This window comes from Fibrobacter sp. UWCM (assembly GCF_900129735.1).
Taxonomy (GTDB): domain Bacteria; phylum Fibrobacterota; class Fibrobacteria; order Fibrobacterales; family Fibrobacteraceae; genus Fibrobacter.
This window is the reverse complement of the sequence record NZ_FQWR01000003.1, coordinates 134,560-152,374: the sequence shown is the minus strand read 5'-3', so window position 1 is coordinate 152,374 and position 17,815 is coordinate 134,560. Positions and strand designations below refer to the sequence as shown.

Here is a 17,815-nt window from a genome sequence, read left to right as displayed (position 1 = left end):
CCCCACCTTTGTAAAATTGTCAATGATAAGTTAATTCCGGGGCGTTCCGCGGGGCTTTTCGCGATATATCTTTATCTCTGGTGTAAAACATGTTTGGAGATTAAGATGAAAAATATCTTATTCGTTTCTTCCGTATTGGCCTTGGCTTGTACGGGTTTCGCTCAGAAAATTGTAATCACGACGAACTATACGGCGGACCCGGCGCCCTATGTCCATGGGGATACGGTTTACCTGTACACGACCCATGACGAAGACAATGCCGACGGGTTCATGATGTACGACTGGCTGTTGCACACATCCACGGACATGGTCAACTGGACCAGCCACGGTGCCGTAGCGAGCCTGGGCGATATCAAGTGGAGCTCAAAAACCAACGGGGCCTGGGCGGAACAGGTCATCGAGCGCGACGGCAAGTGGTTCATGTACGTCCCCATTCACGGCAACGGCATTTCCGTCTTGGTGGCGGACAACCCTTACGGCCCCTTCAAGGAACCTTTGAACAAGGCCCTGGTCTGGCAGCGCGAGCACTGGAACGATATCGACCCTACCGTCTGGATTGACGACGACGGGCAGGCCTACATGTACTGGGGCAACCCCGATTTGTACTTGATCAAGTTGAACAAGGACATGATCAGTACTCAGGGCTCCATCGTCACCTACCCCAAGATCAAGGATTACCAGGAAGGCCCTTGGGTCTATAAGCACGGCAACAATTACTACATGACTTTCGCATCCACCTGCTGTGCGGAAGGTATCGGGTATGCCATGAGCGACAAGATTACGGGCCCCTGGACCTACAAGGGCGACATTATGCCGCATTCTTCGCGCAGTAACGGGAACCACCCGGGAATCATAGATTTCAAGGGAAAATCCTATGTTTTCGGCCTGAATTACGAACTTTGGCGTTACAAGTCCGAGAAGATGGGCCAGAAATACCAACACAAGGAGCGTCGTTCTGTCGGCCTTTCCGAAATGAAGTACAACGCCGACGGTACTATTCAAAAAATTGACTATTGGCCGGACAATGGCGTGGCCCAGCTGGAAGATTTCGACCCGTACAAGCGCGTGGAAGCGGAAACCATGTCGTGGGGCGAAGACGTGAGAGTCCGCAAGAGCGGTACCGCCGGCAATACGGTCATCACCAATCTTTCCGAAGGGAAATACACCAAGATTAGCGGCGTGGAATTCGGCGACGTGGGCGCGGAAAGTTTCTCGGCGTCGGTACTGAGCGTCAAGAAGGCGTCGAGCATCACCGTGCGTCTGGACAAGGTGGATGGCGAAATCGTCGGCAAGGCGGAATTTAGCGCCGACGGCCTGGTGACAGTGCCGCTCTCCGGTGCGGTCGGCAAGCACGACGTGTTCTTCGTGTTCGCGGGCGATTTCGAGGCGGACTACTGGGAATTCGAGGACAGCAAGACCTCCATTCCGCAGGGCCCGTTCTGCAAGGCGAAACTCGGCGACCCCGAGGCAAAATGCGACGTGCCGGTGGTGGGCGCGAAGGTCGAGGGCACGGCCAACTTCATCGACTTCGAGAACTACGACGTGGGCGGTGCGGGCAAGGCCTACTACGACATGGATACCAAGAACCAGGGCGGCGAATACCGCGAAGACCGCGTAGACATCGTGAAAAACGGCGACGGATTTGCCGTGGGCTACACGCAGAAGGGCGAATGGCTGGAATACACCGTGAACGTGCAGGCCGGCGGGAAACTCCCCTTCGAGCTCAGCTATGCAAGCGGCATGGACAACACGAGCGTGCAGCTCTTTATGGACGACGAGCCGATTACCGACACGCTCGCACTCGCGGGCACCGGGGATTTCGACTCCTACGGCACCTTCAAGGGAACGACCACCAAGGAACTCACCGAGGGCGAGCACGTGCTCAAGGTGATGGTAACAAGCGACTACGTGAACCTCGACTGGATTGCCTTTGGTGAAAGCGAAGGCAGCGCTGAGGATATCAGGAACGGGACCACGGGCATCGTGCCGAAAATCGCCCTAAACGGCGTCGGAGCCGCGGGCATGGCAAACGCTTTCGCGAGGGCCGCAGGCAGCTACAGGGTGTTCGACCTGATGGGCTCCGAGCTCGGGAACATCCGCCTGAACGCCGGCGCAACACTCACGGACCTCAAGGCCGGACTCAAGACCGCCGGTTACGGGAGCGGCGTCTATGTGGTCCGCAACCCCGCCGGAAAGACCCTGAAACTGCAAGTCGGGGAATGAGTTCTCGCGCATCTTAAACCGCGCGCAGCCTCCCCCGCCTTAAAAGGTTTGCTTTCATCAACCCGTTTTTGTATATTACGCCTAAACAGGCATAGTGGGCAGCGCCATGCTTGCCAACGACCGTATTCCATTTATCGTCGATTCTCATATTGAGGATTAAATGGATGCGGTCTTTTTTTATGAGGTGAAAATGGACCAAAATGACGAAAAAACAGGCGAAATTGTGCTTTACCAGCCCGAGGGGGCAATAAAGCTGGAGGTTCGTGTCGAAAACGAGACAGTGTGGCTTAATCGTCAACAAATCGCGTTGCTGTTCAATCGCGACATCAAGACTATCGGCAAGCATATTGCAAATGCACTTCGCGAGGAATGTCAAAATTCAGTTGTCGCAAAATTTGCGACAACTGCCGAAGATGGTAAAAATTACCAGGTTGAACATTATGATCTGGACATGATACTGTCCATTGGTTATCGCGTAAAATCAGCAAATGGTGTAAAATTCCGCCAATGGGCAAACCAAGTCCTCAAGGACCATTTGCTCAAGGGCTACAGCCTCAACCGCCGCATGCTCGCGGCAGGAATGCAGCTCGAAAGCCGCTTCCAGGAACAAGAGAAACAAATCGAGTCGCAAAAAGAGGAAATTGCCGAAATGAAGGTCTCGGTTAATTCGCAGGATGCCCGCATCAGGGCGGTAGAGAACCATATTGATTTCTTCGTGAAGGCGGCCCAGCTACCAAACGGAGGGGTCATTGCCCCAAATACACGATTCGACGGCTATGTGCTGATTGCCGACCTCGTAAAGACGGCCAAAAAATCGGTGGTGTTCATTGATCCGTACGCCGATATTAGCGCGTTGAAATTTGCCGCGATGAAAGCAGAAGGAGTCTCTGCCACCATCTATTCTGCGCGAATATCGCACCAGTTCAAGGAAGAGGCTGCATTGTACAAAAAACAGCATCCGGAATTTGATTTAAAGACCATGCGAGTTATTCATGACCGTTTCCTGCTTGTAGACGACACTGTTTACCACTTCGGAGCTTCTTTCAAGGATATGGGCGCCGAGTTTTCGGCATACAGCGTGCTGAACTTTGTAACTCCGGAAGAAGTCATTGAAAAAGTCCAAGAGGTGACAAAGGAGTCTTCCCCCAAAAAGAACGTGAAGGGTGATGACGGTGCAATGTAATCAAGAGGAGGTCTCCCCAACCACTATTTCATTATGAAACACGCCGTTTTTGCCCCGATTAAGGGCTTTTTCTTGTTTCAGAACGAAACGAAATGGCCGTTTTTTGCCAGTTATTAGCGTTTGGCACGGGTTTTGCTTATGTATGGGCGTAAAAAGGCCTACGGGCTAAAGAATTTAAAATAGGAGACTCATTATGAGCAAGATTATCGGTATTGACTTGGGAACGACCAACAGCTGCGTGTCCGTGATGGAAGGCGGCAAGCCGGTCGTCATCGCTAACGCGGAAGGTTTCCGCACCACCCCGTCCATTGTCGCTTTCGGCAAGAACGGCGAACGTCTGGTGGGCCACGTGGCAAAGCGTCAGGCCATCACCAACCCCGAAAAGACGATTTACTCCATCAAGCGTTTCATGGGCCGCACCGCCGGCGAATGCTCCGCTGCCGAAAAGAACATGCCCTACAAGCTGGTGGGCACGGGTTCTGACCCGGTGCGCGTGCAGGTGGACGACAAGCAGTTCGCTCCTCCCGAGATTTCGGCCATGGTTCTCCAGACCATGAAGAAGATTGCCGAAGACTACCTGGGCCAGCCGGTGACGCAGGCCGTGATTACGGTCCCTGCCTACTTCAACGACTCCCAGCGTCAGGCTACGAAGGATGCCGGCAAGATTGCTGGCCTCGAAGTGCTGCGTATCGTGAACGAACCGACGGCAGCAGCCCTTGCCTACGGTCTTGACTCCAAGAAGAGCGAAAAGGTCGCCGTGTATGACCTCGGTGGCGGTACGTTCGATATCTCTATCCTGGAAATCGACGACGGCATGTTCAGCGTGAAGGCCACCAACGGCGATACGATGCTCGGCGGTGACAACTTCGACGAAGTCATCATCGACTGGATCAACGACGAATTCAAGAAGGACAATCCGGGCATCGACCTGAAGAAGGACAAGATGGCCCTGCAGCGTTTGAAGGACGCCGCGGAAAAGGCGAAAATCGACCTTTCTGCCACGACTTCCACGAACATCAACCTCCCCTTCATCACTGCCGACGCTTCGGGCCCGAAACATTTGGACCTCACGCTCAGCCGTGCAAAGTTTGACCAGCTGACCGCCCACCTGGTGGAACGCTCCATGGAACCCTGCCGCAAGGCTATCGCCGACTCCGGCCTCTCCCTGAGCGAAATCGACGAGGTGATCCTGGTCGGTGGTTCGACCCGTATCCCGGCCGTTCAGGAAGCCGTGAAGAAGTTCTTCGGCAAGGAACCGAACAAGACTGTGAACCCGGACGAAGTGGTGGCTATCGGTGCCGCCGTCCAGGGTGCCGTGCTTAGCGGCGACTCCTCCGTGAAGGACGTGTTGCTCCTCGACGTGACCCCGCTTTCCTTGGGTATCGAGACTCTCGGTGGCGTGATGACCAAGCTCATCGACCGTAACACCACGATTCCGACCAAGAAGAGCCAGGTGTTCTCTACCGCCGAAGACAACCAGCCGGCCGTGACGATTCACGTGTTGCAGGGCGAACGCGAATTTGCCCGCGACAACCGTACGCTCGGCAAGTTCGACTTGACCGACCTTCCGAAGAAGCCCCGTGGCGTGCCGCAGATCGAAGTGACCTTCGATATCGATGCGAACGGCATCGTGCACGTGTCTGCTAAGGACAAGGAAACCGGCAAGGAACAGTCCATCAAGATTACTTCTTCCAGCGGCTTGTCTGAAGACGAAATCAACAAGATGGTGAAGGATGCCGAAGCCAACGCTGCCAAGGACAAGGAACAGCGCGAGCTGGTGGATATCAGGAACCAGGCCGAACAGATGGCATACCAGGCTGAAGGTCAGCTCAAGGAATTTGGCGACAAGCTGCCGGCCGACACCAAGAGCCAGCTGCAGGCTGCCATCGACGACATCAAGGCCAAGAAGGACAACGGCACCAAGGAAGAGATCAAGGCCGCTATGGACAAGCTCCAGGGCATGATCAGCTCCATGGCCCAGGCCGCCGGTGCAAACCAGGCCCAGCCGGGTCCGCAGCCGGGTGCTTCTGAACAGCCGAAGAACGACAAGAAGGGCGACGGTCCGGAAGTCGTCGACGCGGAAGTGGTTGACTAATTTCAACCTTAAAAAATCAAACAGGATTCGCCTCTCAAAAAGGGGCAATCCTTTTTGCGTAAATAGAGTTTGTTAATCGAAGTGAAGCCGAAGGCATATTATGGCTGAAAAAAGAGATTATTACGAAGTTCTAGGCGTCGGCAAGGACGCGAGTGCAGACGAGATCAAGCACGCCTACAAGAAACTTGCCATCAAGTACCACCCGGACAAGAACCCGGGCGACAAGGAAGCCGAAGAGAAGTTCAAGGAAGCTGCCGAGGCCTACGATGTGCTCAGCAACCCCGAGAAGCGTAAGCAGTATGACCAGTTCGGCTTTAACGCCCCCGGTGGCGGTTTTGGTGGCGGCGGATTCGGCGGCCAGGGATTCAGTTTCGAGGATATCTTCGCGAACTTTGGCGATATTTTCGGTGGCGGATTCAGTGGCTTTGGCGGCGGTGGCCGCAGGAGCTCACGCAAGGCCGGGCCTCCGCGCGGAAACGATTTGCAGATCAAGGTGGCGCTCAGCTACAAGGAAATCTTCGAGGGTTGCACCAAGAAGGTTCGCCTGAAACGCTACACGCCGTGTACGGAATGTAACGGCAAGGGCGGTCAGGACATCAAGGAATGCAGCACCTGTCATGGAACGGGTCGTGTGCGCCGCTCTACAGGCGGATTTTTCCAGATGATTACCGAGAGCGCCTGCCCCACCTGTAACGGTACGGGTGAAGTTATCGCGAAACCGTGTAGCAACTGCCATGGCGAAGGTCGTGTGCAGGAAACGGAAGAGATTTCCATCAAGATTCCGGCGGGCGTTGCCGAGGGCCAGTACCTGAACCTGCGCGGCGAAGGCAACTGCGGTCCTCGCGGCGGTGCCTGCGGCGACTTGCTGGCGGTCATTGCCGAAAAGCCCGACGACTTCTACACCCGCGAAGGCGACGATTTGCACTGCGAAATCAAGGTGCCGGTCCACAAGCTGGTGCTTGGCGGTACGCAGAGAATCCCCACGCTAGACGGTGGCGAAGTGCAGATCAAGATTGCGGCCGGCACTCAGGCCGGGAGCATCTTGCGCCTGCGCGAACAGGGCCTGTACCCGCTGAACAAGCGCGGCGACCGCGGAAGCCTCTACGTGAACATCGGCGTGGAAATTCCGAAGGACATCTCCCGCGAAGAGAAGGAACTCTACCAGAAACTCGCGGAACTCAGGCACGACAAGGAAACCGCGCAGGAAGAAAGCTTCCTCGAGAAGATGAAGAATCTGTTCAAGTGACGCGCAATGTCATCGTAAAAAATTATCCCGGGCTGCGACGCCCGGGATTTTTTATATTATTTTTAAAATGACATTTGAAGTTTTATATGAAAAAAGTCCTTATTATAGCCCTACTCTTTTTGATGACATCTGCTTTTTGCGATGAATATGGGGTTTATTTATCAGGTGGTTATTCCCAGACATTGACAGGGACCACTCCCGTTGGCGATTTAAGTTACGGATGGCATTCCCAACCATTTGAAAATTATGGTATGGAAGTGGGGATAGATATCTTTCGTTTTCAAATTGGATTCACAGATCGCTTTCAAGCTATCTCAGACGAATCCATATTCCAATTACCGTTTTTAGTCCTTGCAGCAGCCCCTTGGTTAGTGAAAAAACCTGCGGGACGTTCGGAAGGTTTCGAATCTTTAGATGGGTATTTACGCACTATAGAAGTGATTGGATTTATATTACATGGGTCACTCTATTTCCCGGTAGTGCCCAACAATTATTTTGGCTTTGTAAACAAGCATCGTCTTATAACCGAAATGATTACCAAGGGAATCCACAAGGAAAGCTTTACATTCCAAGACGACATTGGCATCCGTCTTCAAATTCACCCCGAAGGCCATTATGGATTTTTCATTGATGGCGGATTCCGATTCGAGAAAAACTTCGACCGTGATTTTGAAAAGAAATGGTTCGTGCAAGCCGCTCTGATCACTACTAATTCTTTTATTTATTTAAGAAAATAAGTAATTAGAAATACACGCCGTAATTGGGGCGCGATTTCAGGCTGCGGCCCTTTATGTCATATGTGCGAGTGCGATCCAACTTGAACGGAATCGGGGCGCGTGCGCCGCGTGTCTGGCGGTTTCTTCCAGATGGTTTCCGAAAGCGCCTGCCCCACCTGTAACGGTATGGGTGAAGTCATCGCGAATCCGTGTAGCCATTGCCGCGGCGAGGGTCGTGTGCAGGAAACGGAAGACATCTCCATCAAGATTCCAAGGTGCCGGTCCACAAGCTGGTCTTTGGCGGTACGCAACGAATCCCGACGCTGGACGGTGGCGAAGTACAGATCAAGATTGCGGCCGGTACTCTGGCCGGAAGTATTCTACTCCTGCGCGAACAGGGCCTGTACCCGCTGAACAAGCGCGGCGACCGTGGAAGCCTCTACGTGAACATTGGCGTGGAAATCCCGAAGGATTTGAGCCGCGAAGAGAAGGAACTCTACCAGAAACTCGCGGAACTCAGGCACGACAAGGAAACCGCACAGGAAGAAAGCTTCCTTGAAAAGATGAAGAACCTGTTCAAATAACAACCCTTCGACAGGCTCAGGGCAGGCTCCGTGTCATCCTGAGCGAAGCCGATATACGAAACTTGGCAACTTGTTGCCTTAGTTGAGTTAGGTTCGAAGGAGTAGTATCAAAGAAATTATCCCGGACTTTGTTGCCCGGGATTTTTTATATTAAATATATATGAGAAAATTTGTCCTAATTTGTTTATTATTTCTTTTTACAGTTGTTTTTGGCGAGACTCGCGTAAACAGTTTTTACGGAAAGCATAATTCTTCTACAGCAGACGTATTCTTTATAGGCTATGCCCAAGGATTGAATGGTAATGCACCGACCATCGACCTGAACCTGATCACAATTTCATTTTTCCCTTTTGACTTCTACGACATGGAAATAGGAATGGATTTCCTTCATTTCCAAATTTCAACAGTTGGCCGGATTCAAAGAGTTTCTGACGAAGCGTTATGGTGCATTATTAGTGCAGTGCCCTTTAGTATAGGCTTTGCAGGCGGGTCTCCAATTTTATTAGACATCGGATACCCACTTTTTATGGGAGTTAATTATGCTTGGCACAGTTCTCTTTATTTCCCGGTATTACCCCAAAGGTGGCTAGGCATCGTAAACAAGCATCGGTTTGTGACCGAGATAATCACAAAGGGCTGGCACAAGAAAAGTATTACATTTCAAGACGATTTGGGACTTCGCTTAGAATTCATCTTGAAGAAAACGGAGTCTGCTTGCGATTACCCCCAATGTAAAGGCGTAACCCGCTATGACAAGCTCTTTATTGATACCGGAGTTCGATTCGAGAAGAATTTTGACCGAGACTGGAACTCAAAATTGTTCCTGCAAACCGGTTACCGGATATTGTAAAACTAATGATTTTATTCCGCTTCCTGCTGTAGTTGCGGGATAATTTGTGCGGACCATCGACCTGGGTGTTTTTGCGTAAAAATGTCGCTTATTTAATATTTTTGTTGAAAGTAGCAAAAATATTAAATACATTTTGCATTTTTATGAAAAATTATGTATATTTATTCATAGAAACAACAGAATGTAGCAAAAATATTAAATATGAAGATTAAACGTCCGAAATACATCGAAGACCTAAAAAACAGGATGGGCAACGGCATGATCAAGGTCGTTACGGGCGTTCGGCGCTCCGGAAAGTCCTACCTGCTGTTTGAACTCTTCTACGCCTACTTGCTGGAATCGGGTGTGGAGCGCGGAGATATCATCTCCATCGCCCTGGACGACGACAGGCTCACGCGTCTCAGGGACGTGGACGAACTTGCTGCGTATATCCGCGAAAGGACTCCCGACGAATCGAAGAAATACTACCTGTTTTTGGATGAGATTCAATACGCGATTTCCGACGAAGAAATCAAGTCGACCAAGCCACCCCGAATTTACGACGTGTTGAATGGGTTGTTGCACCGCCATAATGTGGACGTGTATGTGACAGGTTCCAATTCCAGGTTCCTCTCCACCGACGTGATGACAGAATTCCGTGGCCGTGGCGACGAGGTTCACGTGCTTCCGCTTTCTTTTTCGGAATTCATGCAAGCTTACGAAGGGGACATTTACCATGCCTGGGCGGAATATTCGACCTACGGTGGACTTCCGCTTTTGCCATCGCTGAAGACTGACGAACAGAAAATCCTTTACCTGAAAAAGTTGTTCGAGGAAACCTACCTCAAGGACATTCAGGCACGGTACAGGATAAAGAAGAAGGTCGAACTGGACGACCTGATAAACATCCTCGCTTCGGCGACCGGCTCGCTTACCAATCCGCACAAGATTTGCCAGACCTTCAGGAGCGTCTACAATTCCGAAATCAGCGAATACACCGTTTCGAACTATATCGGTTTCTTGCGTGACGCCTTTATCTTGAACGAAGCGAACCGTTATGACGTGAAGGGGCGCCGATATATTGGGAGCCCCAGCAAGTATTACTTCGAGGATGTCGGCTTGCGGAATGCTCGGCTAAATTTTCGGCAGATGGAAGAAAATCATGTGATGGAGAACGTCATATACAACGAACTCCGCTACAGGGGCTTCTGCGTGGATGTGGGGGTCGTGGAACGGCAAGTCAAAATCGAGGGCAAGCCAAAACGGTCGTATTACGAAATCGACTTTGTGGCAAACAAAGGGAGCCAGCGATTCAACATTCAATCCGCCTTTGAAATATCGACCGCCGAAAAACGCGAGCAGGAGAAGAAATCCCTGGTGAACCTGACGGACGGATTTAAGCGGATTATCGTCGTTAAAGACGTTGTCAAGCAGCATTACGACGACAACGGAATTCTTGTTGTCGGCTTACTGGATTTTTTGATACAAACGGAATGGAGCGACTGAGTTACGTTTGGGCGGTTTATAGAAGAGTTTTTTATAATTACATTCATGAACAAATTCATCGCCATCGTACTTTTAATATGCGCCATCGCATTTGCGAACGAAGATGGCGTAGTCCCCGAGGTAGATAGGAAAAGACAAATTGACCCCGCCCTTATTTTGGGAGGTTTCGGATATTCCTCTCTAGACAGAATTGCAATCGAAGGATTTATTTTAAATGGATTTCAGCCGTTTAAAAACATAGGCTTATATCTTGAATATTCCCCACGGCTAGATTTAAGGTTAGATGCTGATGAGCCATCTTATGGTAGCTTAAGTATTTTTTTGATTGCAGGCACGGCAAATCTAATATTGCAAGCCAATGAAGGTTACAAAGAGGAAAAAGAAGAAATATCTGTTGCCTACTACATTGTTTTCGGATCATTATGGCTTTCTTCAGGTACATCCTATTATGCTCTTTTGGGAAACAACATGATTGGCCTATCCATATTCGAAAATCATCTATTTGAATGGTGGATAGACAAAGACGATTGGGATATGAGAGAAGTTGGATTTATGGAAAGCGTCGGCCTGCAGGCCAATTTACTTTTTATGTTTGTCGGTGGCGGTGTTCAGTTTGAGGTAACGAATAGACGACGAAACATGGGCTTTTTCTTCCAAATAAAAGTTCTTCCCATATTTTTCGAAAGGTTTGGCGAAAGAGATCTCGACAAACGTTAATAAAACTTCGACCATGATTTTGAAAAGAAATGGTTCGTACAAGCCGCCTTGACTAGTGGGAGTAAATAAAAACCACCGGAAATCCTTCGCGGTATTCTTTGACAATGTACGGGTGCGTCTTGGCGTACTCGAAAATTGTTTCTCCGAGGCCGCCCAGCACCAGGTCCACGAGGGCCTTATCCGGGGTTGCGCCGATGCTCGGGCATGTAGGCGTGAGCGCGATGACGAGTTTACCGTCTTTATTCATAATGCGGAGCGGCCAGATGCTACAGTCGAAGGGTTTGTCTTCAGGCTTTAGGATGCAACCGCATTCCGGGTCCAAAAAGGTGCACGGGACTTCTTCTTCGGGGTCGTCGGTGCGGTAGCCGCCAAGGATAATTTGACCGTCGCGGAATTTCCCCACCACGCCATATTCATTGGGCTGGCTCAGTGACCTTGGCGCTGCTGCTCAGGGCGCTTGTTTCGGTTTCATCGCCACCCGCCGATGACGAATCGTCGCAACCAGTAAACGCAACACCGAGCACCCCAGCAAGGGCACAGACCACAAAACTTTTGGCAAATGAATTCTTCATAAAAAACCGTCGTAATGATTTACCCCTAAAAAATAACAAGGCGGCATGCAAAATTCTTCCATTTTGTCATTTTGTGACACTTCAAAAAGTTATTTTTACTCTAGCACAGTCAAAAAGGCTTTATTTGCCCCGAATAAACCTTTTGACGCAGGTTTCACCACTTGCACCAGCACGAGGAAAAATGTATATTGATTATAGTTCAATTCAACAAGGGAGGTCGTCATGGCACTAGCAATAGCATCAGTACCGATACTGACCGGCGAAGCGTCGGACAGGTTTGACCTCATGATGGAAGAAAGCGAAAAGCGTCGCGGTTCCATCGATTTCTCCAAGCAAATTGAACAGGCCAGGGACATTCTCTCCAAGGCCGATTTTAGAGAATTTAAGTAATGAACTTTCTCCAACAGAATTGCCGCTTTGGGTTCTACACTCAAGGCAAGGCCGCCCTATGCAAATCATTCAAGTGCGGGGACAACGACTTGGATGATTTCTTCACGAAAGACGCCTTTTTACAGAGCGAAGAGTTGCTTTGCAAGAATTATTGTTTTTCTCTTGTCGATGACCCGGCACAACTGGTGGCGGTTTTCACTCTTTCCAATGACAGCATCAAAAAAATTCCGGGGTCACGCAAGAAGAAAGTCGAGAAAAACATCCCCCGCGAAAAGATATACAGCAGTTATCCAGCCGTCATGATAGGCAGACTCGGCATAAGCCTTGATTTTCAGAGCAAACATCTGGGGAGTGACGTTCTCAGTTTTATAAAGGCTTGGTTCGTTGACCCGCTTAACAAGACCGGTTGCCGGTTTTTATTGGTAGATTCCTACAACAGGGAACGAAACCTGAAATTTTACCAAAACAACGAATTCAAGTTCTTGTTCAGCACCGAAGAACAGGAAAGGGAATTTCGCGGTCTTGGTCCTGAGAAGCCCTTGAACAGCCGTCTGATGTATTTCGATCTGATTGAATTGAAAAAGAAACAGACAGGCAAAGCAGAATAAACATTCGCGTTAGGGAAAGCCTAGTGTGCTAGCCCCCCCCCTACTCGGAGTCCTTGACGCAACGGACGGAGTACCCGCCATCCTTGGATAATTGCTTTTCGTACCTTGATCTGTCATAATCGATCAGGTATATACCGTATGCGCTGGAACCGTAGTAATCAGTAGAACTCCAAAAATATGCATAGTGACCAACATGGTCAAATCTCTGAGAGAATGTACGGATGCCAGAAGGAATAGCGGTAAATCCGAATGAGTCATCGCCGTTACCTTTTCCATTCCAGCCACTCTGGGCCTTGAGTTTGGCGGCAGCAGTGGACCAACCGTGAACAGTCTTAAACAAAGTGTCCCACTCGCTCCTGCTTGGCAAATGCCAACCTTTAGGACAAATACCTTGGACAGGTTCAATGTTATGGCACTCTTTGTAAAAACCACAAACACATGGTTTTTCTATATCATTAGCGAGTTTCACCGAATCAATAGCCGCTGCCCAGGTGTAAAGACGACCAGCCACATCGCAATTTTTCGGCTCATTGTTGTAGCACCAAGACCAATCGTATTTATCCTCACCCAAACCACCCTGTCCTGGGTCGTAGTTCAGATTCTCTGCCATCCATACCTGGTCACCAATTTTCACCGTCCTATAGACATTGCCGTCACGCTCATCAGTCATAGAGCCGTAGTCAATGTCAGGATTGAAGCGGCATTCTTTCGGCACATCCCAACTCCAGCCCGTATTTCCTTCCAGAAGCGCTGAACAATCCTCCTTGCCCACAGAACTGTTGCTTGACTTTGCGCCATTTCCAGACGAATTGGAGTTGCTTGACTTGGTCGATGTTCCTGCCGAAGAAGGGCTATCCTTGCTGTCGCTGGAGTCGTCGGTCACTTCGGCTGAGTCGGTGGACTTGCCGCTGCTGGAGATTGCTTCGTCCTTACAGTCCTCGCAATGACGAAAAGAACTAGAACTTCCGTACTCTTCAGCGCTGCTCAGGGCACTTGTTTCGTTATTATCACCCCCCGCCGATGACGAATCGTCGCAACCAGTAAATGCAACACCGAGCACCCCAGCAAGGGCACAGACCGTAAACATTTTCGCGAATGTGTTTTTCATAGGGAAACCTTTTGAGATTTAGTCCGAGTCCTTCACGCAGCGCACTGCGAAGGCGTTGTACTTATTGTAGCCGCTGTCCAAGAACGCGTGCGCATAGGAATAGCCCAGGAACATATGGTACGCAATGCTTGCGTCGTCTTCGGAAGCGGACCAGAAGTATGCGCCGTTGCCCACGTGGCTGTAGTCTCCGCCGCCGTTCCTGTAGCCAGACGGGAACACCGAGAAGCCGTAGGCATCTGTTCCGCTCCCGTTGTCATGCCACCCTGAACTTGCCTTCAAAGCCGTGCCCGCAGTAGACTGGCCGCCGATGGCCATAAAGAGGGCTACCCATTCCGCGCGACTCGGCAAATGCCAGCCCGTGGGGCAGACGCCTTGCGCCCTTCCGGAATCCGCCGCGCAGGTCTTGCCATAGCCGCAGCCCGTCGTCGCCGAATCCATCGCCGCGGCCCAGGTGTAGAGACGTCCGTACTTGGCACAGGAGTCGGCACTATTGTCATAGCAGTACGAGCCATAGGATTCTCCTGCAACCTTGTAGTCGAAGTTCAGGTTCTCCGCCATCCAGGTCTGCGAGCCGATGGTGACGATCCTGTAGGCCTGGCCGTCGCGTTCGTCCGTCATGGTGGTCGGAGAAGTGCCGCCGTTTTCATCGTCATTCGCGGAAACGTCGTCCCCGCAGGCGACGAGCAGGGCGGCAAAGAAGAACGAGAGGAGAAGCAGTTTGACGGCTTTCACGGCGATTTCTCCTGATTCTCAATCTTTCACGCAGCGGACGGAGAAACCGTCGTACTTGTTGCCGTACCTCAGGTTCGCTTCCGCGTTGCCGTAGCTCAAGCGCATGGTGTACGCCCCCTCCGGGCCATTCTCCGAAGAAGACCAGAAGCCCGCGTACCTGCCCGCATAGTAGAAAATCCCGTTGTCGTCCCTGTTGCCGGACGGGAGCGCCGAGAAGCCGGAACTGTTCGTGCCGGGAACATAGCTCGCGCTGCCGTCATACCACCCCGTCTCCGATTTCAATGCCGTTCCCGCAACGGATTGACCGCCGACAATCGTGGCGGCGAAAAGGGTATCCCATTCCGTTCGGCTCGGCAAATGCCATCCGTTCGGACAGACACCTTGCACCGCGCCGGTGTCGGCATCGCATTCGGAGCCATATCCGCAGCCCGTCGACGCAGAGTCCATCGCCGCGGGCCAAGTGTAGAGTTTGCCGTACTTGGCGCAGGAATCGGCACTGTTGACATAGCAGCAATTGCCGAACGAGGCACCCTCGACCTTGTATTCGTAGTTCAGGTTCTCGGCCATCCATGTCTGCGAGCCGATGCGGACCATCGCGTAGACGGCGCTGTCGCGGATGTCGCAGAAATGCGTCGTCGAATCGTAAGGCGTTGCGCCGCAGAGAGCGTTGTAATCGACGGCAATCGACGAACTGCTGGAGACCTTGGCGGAACTTTTGCCGACGCGCGAGCTGGAGGATCCGGATGTTTCTTCGTCGGAGGAACCCGGGACGAACGATGTTCCGCTGGAAAGCTCTTCGGAACTGTCGCCGCCGTCGCTTCCGGTGGAAGAATCGCCGCATCCGGCGAGGAAGGCGGCAAGAAGGAGCGGAAAAAGGAACGGTTTGGCGGCTTTCATAGCGATTTCTCCTGATTCTTAATCCTTGACGCAGCGGACCGCGAAGCCGTATTTCTTGTGGTAATTGTACTGGTTCGCGCTCGAGTCGCTGTAGTACAGGTACATGCCGTACGCGTTGACAGTGCCCTCCTCCGAAGAGGACCAGAAGTGCGCGTCGCCGCCCAGAAGCCTGAAGTACCCGTCGGTGGCACTCCTGTATCCGGATGGGAGCGCCGAGAAGCCGGAGCTGTTCGTGCCGGGAATATAGCTCGCGCTGCCGTCATGCCACCCCGTCTTCGATTTCAATGCAGTTCCCGCAACGGATTGACCGCCAACGGCCGCGAAGAGGGTATCCCATTCCGCCGGGCTCGGCAAATGCCAGTCATTCGGGCAGACGCCTTTTACCCTTCCGGTATCCGCCGCGCATTCCCTGCCATGGCCGCAACCGACAGCAGCAGAGTCCATCGCGGCTCCCCAAGTGTACAAGCGGCCCATCGTGGAGCAGTATTTGGCGCTATCGTTGTAGCACCAATTGCGGTAGGTGGCGCCTGCGACCTTGTAATCGAAATTCAGGTTTTCGGCCATCCAGGTTTGCGCGCCGATTCGGATGATTCCGTAGAGTTTGCCGTCGCGAACATCGCAGAGTTGCGCGTCCGGATCGTACGAGCCGGGCTCGCAAAAGTTTTCCGCTGCGGCGGAGCTGGAACTAGATTCGTCCATGCTGGAGGTGGAGTCATCGCTCGAACTGCCGGGCTTTCCCTGGGAACTTCCGCCCTGTTGCGATTTTCCATTGTCGTCGTTCGCGCCGTCAGCGGAGGAAAGATCTTCGGACGAATCGCCTTCGTCGGACGAACCCGGGACGAACGATGTGCCGCTGGAAAGATCATCGGAACTGTCGCCGCCGCCGGTGTCCTTGCTACTCGACGACTTTGTAGATGTTGAACTCGGCTTTGTCTGGTCGTAGGACTTGAACCACTTTTCGCCGTCGCATTCGTAGTTCAGTTCAAGGTCTGCTACATAGACCTTCTCGCCGATGACATCCATGCTGCACTCGTAGGTTTCGAGTTCCGCCTTGTCAGCCACTTCGGCAGGGAGCCCCGTCCCTTTCGGTGAAGACGAGTCGTCGTCACCGCAGGCTGTAAACGCAACACCGAGCACCCACGCAAGGGCGCAAACCGTAAACTTTTTCGCGAATGTGTTTTTCATAGGGAAACCTTTGGGTTATTACTCGGAGTCCTTTACGCAACGAACCGAGTAGGCAAAAAATTTATAACTCCCAGACCGATACGCATACTCGTCCTTGGCAATCAAGCTCATGGAACCAGCTTTTTCAACAAGAAGAGTCGCATCCCCACTCCAGAAGTATGCGTGGTCTCTAAAATGGTCAAAGTAGCCAGACTGATGTCTAAAGCCTACAGGCAACGCTGAAAAACCATAAGCATCGTCGCCGTTAGCATCACAGCACCAGCCCGTTTGGGATTTCAGTATATTACCTGCCGTAGATTTACCCCCGACAGTTGTAAACAGCGTATCCCATTCGGCCGCAGTCGGCAAATGCCAGCCTTCGGGACAGATTCCCTGAACTCTTGCAGGAAGAGAGCAGTTTTTGCCATAACCGCAATCCAACGGGTTCTCGGCATCATTTGCAAGTTTCACCGAGTCAATTGCTGCAGCCCAGGTGTAAAGGCGACCTGTCCCAGCACAATTACCCAGCACATTAAGATAACACCAACTTGAGGAATCAGAACTATAGTCTTTATCAGAGTTATCGTCTCTATAATTGAATTTCACACCTGTGTAAGCATAGTTCAAATTCTCCGCCATCCACACCTGCGAACCGATTTTTACCGTTCTATAAACTTGACCATCGCGGCTGTCGGTCATAGAGCCGTAGTCAATATCAGGATTAAACCGGCATTCCTTCGGCACATACCAATTCCATTTGTCATGTTTTTTTTCCAACTCTAAAAATGTCGAACAATCCACCTTATCCGCAGAACTGCTACTTGCCTCGGACAATTTCTCCGAGCTACTAGACTCCGTTTTCTTTTCGGACGAACTAGACCGGCTAGACCCATTCGACTCCGCATTGCCGTCGCTAGAGATTGCTTCGTCACATTCTTCAGAAGCACCTGCGCAACGAGAAGAAGAAGACAAGGTCTCCGAACCCGCCGAAGATACCGAGCTCGAAGATGAACGCCCCTGCTTTTCAGCACTACTCAACGCCGCAGGTTCACTGTTCTCTGCCGAAGCCGACGAAGAATCGTCACAGCCCACAACCACCCCAAGGCAAAATGCCACCAGAATGGATCCTATCGCCGCCCCGCGGCTCCAGGATGACACTTTCACAAATTTCTTGGCAAATGAATTTTTCATAAAAACCCGTCATAAAAATTTACCCCTAAAAAAATAACAAGGCGGTCCGCAAAA

The 17,815-nt window shown here is 51.5% G+C and carries 18 protein-coding genes; 11 read left to right on the top strand and 7 right to left on the bottom strand.

Annotated features, from left to right (window positions below; translation table 11 throughout):
- Positions 1-105: 105 nt before the first annotated feature.
- The 9 genes from BUB22_RS03300 (at position 106) to BUB22_RS03260 (ending at position 11,099) form a co-directional block, all read left to right on the top strand.
- Entirely contained in the window at positions 106-2,223 is a 2,118-nt protein-coding gene (locus BUB22_RS03300) for a family 43 glycosylhydrolase (RefSeq protein ID WP_073113916.1), read from the top strand.
- 160 nt (positions 2,224-2,383) lie between these two features.
- Complete coding sequence (gene rhuM / locus BUB22_RS03295) at positions 2,384-3,406, top strand: RhuM family protein (protein WP_073113915.1); 1,023 nt, start codon at positions 2,384-2,386, stop codon at positions 3,404-3,406.
- A 193-nt stretch (positions 3,407-3,599) separates the two neighbouring features.
- A complete protein-coding gene (dnaK, locus tag BUB22_RS03290) occupies positions 3,600-5,501 on the top strand; it encodes a molecular chaperone DnaK (RefSeq protein WP_073113914.1) in 1,902 nt (633 codons plus the stop codon).
- A 100-nt stretch (positions 5,502-5,601) separates the two neighbouring features.
- Complete coding sequence (dnaJ, locus tag BUB22_RS03285; RefSeq protein ID WP_073113913.1) at positions 5,602-6,747, top strand: molecular chaperone DnaJ; 1,146 nt, start codon at positions 5,602-5,604, stop codon at positions 6,745-6,747.
- Between the two features lie 86 nt (positions 6,748-6,833).
- Entirely contained in the window at positions 6,834-7,484 is a 651-nt protein-coding gene (locus tag BUB22_RS03280) for a hypothetical protein (protein WP_073113912.1), read from the top strand.
- A gap of 254 nt (positions 7,485-7,738) precedes the next feature.
- The gene (locus BUB22_RS16030) at positions 7,739-8,047 is read left to right on the top strand and encodes a DnaJ C-terminal domain-containing protein (protein WP_073113911.1); all 309 of its coding nucleotides are present in this window, start codon (positions 7,739-7,741) and stop codon (positions 8,045-8,047) included.
- 160 nt (positions 8,048-8,207) lie between these two features.
- Entirely contained in the window at positions 8,208-8,897 is a 690-nt protein-coding gene (locus tag BUB22_RS03270) for a hypothetical protein (protein WP_073113910.1), read from the top strand.
- Positions 8,898-9,098: 201 nt separating this feature from the next.
- On the top strand, positions 9,099-10,382 hold the full coding sequence (locus tag BUB22_RS03265; RefSeq protein WP_073113909.1) for an ATP-binding protein: 1,284 nt from the start codon (positions 9,099-9,101) through the stop codon (positions 10,380-10,382).
- A gap of 45 nt (positions 10,383-10,427) precedes the next feature.
- Positions 10,428-11,099, top strand: a complete 672-nt coding sequence (locus BUB22_RS03260) for a hypothetical protein (protein ID WP_073113908.1) — start codon at positions 10,428-10,430, stop codon at positions 11,097-11,099.
- A 52-nt stretch (positions 11,100-11,151) separates the two neighbouring features.
- Here the strand turns inward: BUB22_RS03260 and BUB22_RS03255 are convergent, their stop codons facing one another.
- Positions 11,152-11,505: a hypothetical protein gene (locus tag BUB22_RS03255; RefSeq protein WP_073113907.1), complete on the bottom strand. Its 354-nt coding sequence runs from the start codon at positions 11,503-11,505 to the stop codon at positions 11,152-11,154.
- A 7-nt stretch (positions 11,506-11,512) separates the two neighbouring features.
- Positions 11,513-11,671 (bottom strand): hypothetical protein, encoded by a 159-nt coding sequence (locus BUB22_RS16580; RefSeq protein ID WP_175547223.1) that lies wholly within the window; start codon positions 11,669-11,671, stop codon positions 11,513-11,515.
- 222 nt (positions 11,672-11,893) lie between these two features.
- On the opposite strand from BUB22_RS16580, the gene BUB22_RS16575 reads away from it, so the two are divergent.
- On the top strand, positions 11,894-12,061 hold the full coding sequence (locus tag BUB22_RS16575) for a hypothetical protein (RefSeq protein WP_173319863.1): 168 nt from the start codon (positions 11,894-11,896) through the stop codon (positions 12,059-12,061).
- Positions 12,061-12,669, top strand: a complete 609-nt coding sequence (locus BUB22_RS03250; RefSeq protein ID WP_073113906.1) for a GNAT family N-acetyltransferase — start codon at positions 12,061-12,063, stop codon at positions 12,667-12,669. The genes BUB22_RS16575 and BUB22_RS03250 overlap by 1 nt, the downstream gene beginning before the upstream one ends.
- A 40-nt stretch (positions 12,670-12,709) precedes the next feature.
- On the opposite strand, the gene BUB22_RS03245 is transcribed toward BUB22_RS03250, so the two are convergent.
- From BUB22_RS03245 to BUB22_RS17010, 5 genes are read right to left on the bottom strand one after another with little or no spacing between them, the layout of a single operon-like run.
- The gene (locus BUB22_RS03245; RefSeq protein ID WP_073113905.1) at positions 12,710-13,777 is read right to left on the bottom strand and encodes a fibrobacter succinogenes major paralogous domain-containing protein; all 1,068 of its coding nucleotides are present in this window, start codon (positions 13,775-13,777) and stop codon (positions 12,710-12,712) included.
- 18 nt (positions 13,778-13,795) lie between these two features.
- Positions 13,796-14,509: a fibrobacter succinogenes major paralogous domain-containing protein gene (locus BUB22_RS03240; RefSeq protein ID WP_254794616.1), complete on the bottom strand. Its 714-nt coding sequence runs from the start codon at positions 14,507-14,509 to the stop codon at positions 13,796-13,798.
- Between the two features lie 18 nt (positions 14,510-14,527).
- Positions 14,528-15,406, bottom strand: coding sequence for a fibrobacter succinogenes major paralogous domain-containing protein (locus tag BUB22_RS03235; protein ID WP_073113903.1), 879 nt, complete (start codon positions 15,404-15,406; stop codon positions 14,528-14,530).
- Positions 15,407-15,424: 18 nt separating this feature from the next.
- The gene (locus BUB22_RS03230; protein WP_073113902.1) at positions 15,425-16,591 is read right to left on the bottom strand and encodes a fibrobacter succinogenes major paralogous domain-containing protein; all 1,167 of its coding nucleotides are present in this window, start codon (positions 16,589-16,591) and stop codon (positions 15,425-15,427) included.
- 18 nt (positions 16,592-16,609) lie between these two features.
- A complete protein-coding gene (locus BUB22_RS17010; RefSeq protein WP_254794615.1) occupies positions 16,610-17,761 on the bottom strand; it encodes a fibrobacter succinogenes major paralogous domain-containing protein in 1,152 nt (383 codons plus the stop codon).
- Positions 17,762-17,815 lie beyond the last annotated feature (54 nt).

Coding starts and splice junctions, on each gene's coding strand:
- BUB22_RS03230 (WP_073113902.1), bottom strand. CDS start 16,591: ATGAAAAACACATTCGCGAAAAAGTTTACGGTTTGCGCCCTTGCGTGG.
- BUB22_RS16580 (WP_175547223.1), bottom strand. CDS start 11,671: ATGAAGAATTCATTTGCCAAAAGTTTTGTGGTCTGTGCCCTTGCTGGG.
- rhuM (WP_073113915.1), top strand. CDS start 2,384: ATGGATGCGGTCTTTTTTTATGAGGTGAAAATGGACCAAAATGACGAA.
- BUB22_RS03235 (WP_073113903.1), bottom strand. CDS start 15,406: ATGAAAGCCGCCAAACCGTTCCTTTTTCCGCTCCTTCTTGCCGCCTTC.
- BUB22_RS03245 (WP_073113905.1), bottom strand. CDS start 13,777: ATGAAAAACACATTCGCGAAAATGTTTACGGTCTGTGCCCTTGCTGGG.
- BUB22_RS03300 (WP_073113916.1), top strand. CDS start 106: ATGAAAAATATCTTATTCGTTTCTTCCGTATTGGCCTTGGCTTGTACG.
- BUB22_RS03280 (WP_073113912.1), top strand. CDS start 6,834: ATGAAAAAAGTCCTTATTATAGCCCTACTCTTTTTGATGACATCTGCT.
- dnaK (WP_073113914.1), top strand. CDS start 3,600: ATGAGCAAGATTATCGGTATTGACTTGGGAACGACCAACAGCTGCGTG.
- dnaJ (WP_073113913.1), top strand. CDS start 5,602: ATGGCTGAAAAAAGAGATTATTACGAAGTTCTAGGCGTCGGCAAGGAC.
- BUB22_RS03260 (WP_073113908.1), top strand. CDS start 10,428: ATGAACAAATTCATCGCCATCGTACTTTTAATATGCGCCATCGCATTT.
- BUB22_RS17010 (WP_254794615.1), bottom strand. CDS start 17,761: ATGAAAAATTCATTTGCCAAGAAATTTGTGAAAGTGTCATCCTGGAGC.
- BUB22_RS03250 (WP_073113906.1), top strand. CDS start 12,061: ATGAACTTTCTCCAACAGAATTGCCGCTTTGGGTTCTACACTCAAGGC.
- BUB22_RS16575 (WP_173319863.1), top strand. CDS start 11,894: ATGGCACTAGCAATAGCATCAGTACCGATACTGACCGGCGAAGCGTCG.
- BUB22_RS03270 (WP_073113910.1), top strand. CDS start 8,208: ATGAGAAAATTTGTCCTAATTTGTTTATTATTTCTTTTTACAGTTGTT.
- BUB22_RS03265 (WP_073113909.1), top strand. CDS start 9,099: ATGAAGATTAAACGTCCGAAATACATCGAAGACCTAAAAAACAGGATG.